This is a genomic window from Pseudoalteromonas sp. S554 (assembly GCF_005930865.1).
GTDB lineage: Bacteria > Pseudomonadota > Gammaproteobacteria > Enterobacterales > Alteromonadaceae > Pseudoalteromonas > Pseudoalteromonas marina.
The window spans coordinates 1-1,463 of sequence record NZ_PNDV01000114.1; the positions used below are offsets into that span (position 1 = coordinate 1).

Annotated in this window: 2 protein-coding genes; both read right to left on the bottom strand. The window is 36.9% G+C overall.

Annotation, left to right across the window (positions count from 1 at the left end; genetic code table 11):
* Positions 1-160: 160 nt before the first annotated feature.
* Positions 161-505: a four helix bundle protein gene (locus CWB65_RS18595; RefSeq protein ID WP_138741197.1), complete on the bottom strand. Its 345-nt coding sequence runs from the start codon at positions 503-505 to the stop codon at positions 161-163.
* A gap of 185 nt (positions 506-690) precedes the next feature.
* Entirely contained in the window at positions 691-1,164 is a 474-nt protein-coding gene (locus CWB65_RS18600) for a peroxiredoxin (RefSeq protein ID WP_138741198.1), read from the bottom strand.
* Between the last annotated feature and the right edge of the window lie 299 nt (positions 1,165-1,463).

Sequence of the window (1,463 nt, forward strand, 5' to 3'; positions counted from 1 at the left end):
CATGCGTCGCGACGGTTTAGCATTGAAAACGCTACGACTGTACAGTGATGAGCTTTCAGCTTTCAGCTTTCAGTTTTCAGTTTTCAGTTTTCAGTTTTCAGTTTTCAGTTTTCAGTTTTCAGTTTTCAGCGCGGAGAATGAATAGCTAAACACTCTAAAGTTAGCTGTTATCAAACTTATTTTTAAGGCTTGTTAACATAGCAGCTAATTCTTTTGTTTCTATTATCCATCGTTGGCTTGTTGACTTATTTAAGTAACCTATTTCTATGCCTATGTATATCTGTGTTCTAGCTTCTGCAAGAGAAGCCCTAGCTATATCTATAAATCTACTTTTCTCTTTATAGCTTTCTCTACACACACCTTCTGCAATGTTACTCGGCACTGAGAGGCCTGAGCGTGTTAATTGATCTCTGAACCCATAGTCTTTTACATCTGCTGTAGACCTGTAAATATCTACGCTAAGACGTGCAGATCGTTTCCATACATCTAAATTTTCAAAATTCATTAGTGTTACTTTTATTTATATCATTTTTACTAGCTTAGTTTTAAATATACAAATAACAACTAGCTAACTAAACTAGCCAAAAAATACAATATTCATTAATAACTAAAATCTTCAGTCTAATCACTAATGTCTAAAAGCTTCTATCTGATAACTAAGTACTAACCACTGACAAACTAAATGCGGCCTTAAAGCTCTTCTAAAACATGTTCTGCGCGGCTTACTGTAAACTCTTTGCCTTCTTCTAGAAATAACTCAGTAACAACCGCGTTATTTACAATCATCGCGTAGCGAGATGAACGAACACCACCAAAGCCAGCGGTGTCTTTTTCAAGCCCGAGTGCTTTGGTAAAGCTTGCATCACCATCGGCTAGCATTAATACTTCTTCAGCGTTTTGCGAGTCACCCCATGCTTTCATTACAAAGGCATCGTTTACCGAAACACAATAAATAGCATCAACACCTTTTGCTTTAATTTTATCAGCAAGGGTAATAAATTCAGGTAAATGCGCATTTGAACACGTTGGCGTAAACGCCCCCGGCACAGCAAATAACACCACTTTTTTACCATCAAATAATTCTTTGTTAGTCAGTGTTTGCATACCTTCGCTTGTTAACTGCGTAAGTGTAACCTCTGGTACGTTTTGGCCTTGTTCAATCATGATAAACCCTTAAAAATATAAATAACGAATAGCCCATAGCATAGTGGACTTTGCTAATAGACGCAGCTTTATTATCAATAAGCATAAATACAAATTTTTCACACAATATACGTTAAGGTAAAAGTTGGAGTGCTCATCTACTAATGCGAACTTACAGTCGCACAGCGAATTTAATGTAGGCGCTTTGCTTGCTAACGTACTTTGTTTATAGATAGTTAAATAAATAACCTTTTGCGTGAGCAAGCTTCACGCCTACGTGGAAATAACTCTAAAAATAATTACCACCGAGCGCACCGAGG